At 48.3% G+C, this 503-nt stretch carries 1 protein-coding gene; it reads left to right on the forward strand.

Translation table 11 applies throughout. From position 1 onward, the window contains the following. On the forward strand, positions 1–419 hold a 419-nt coding region (locus CIK04_RS31105; protein WP_325206050.1), incomplete at its 5' end, for a group II intron maturase-specific domain-containing protein. Positions 420–503: the final 84 nt, after the last annotated feature.

The raw sequence follows: 503 nt of genomic DNA on the forward strand, positions 1-503 counted from the left end.
CCAAGAAACTGGCTCTGTTCAAACAGACGTTGAAGCAGATGAGCAAACGCAATGGCGGAAAGCCGCTAGTGCAAGTCATCAACGAGCTAAATCCCGTTTTACGAGGGTTCAGTCAGTACTTCAGGATCGCCAATACCAGCAGGGAGTTCTCGCGAATAGCAGGATGGTTAAGGCGCAGACTGCGCAGCATCCAGTTAAAATTATGGAAGAAACCGACACGGTTGCACCGCAGGCTGAAACAGCTTGGTTACAAGCCGCCGTTCAGGTCAATTCAAATGAGTAGCTGGAAAAATGCACAGAGTCCCTTAGCCAGCTATGCGATGCCAAATCAATGGTTTAACGATCTTGGTTTGTTCAATATCGAGCATGTTAAGACAGGGTATGTGTTCAGCAATTATGCTGAATGGAAGTGTGCATGAGCCGTATACGAGGCCCGTACGTACGGTTCTGTAAGAGGGATGAGGCGGCAACGCCTCACCCTACTTGTTGTTTCTTAATCTCGT

Source organism: Vibrio sp. 03_296 (genome assembly GCF_002265885.1).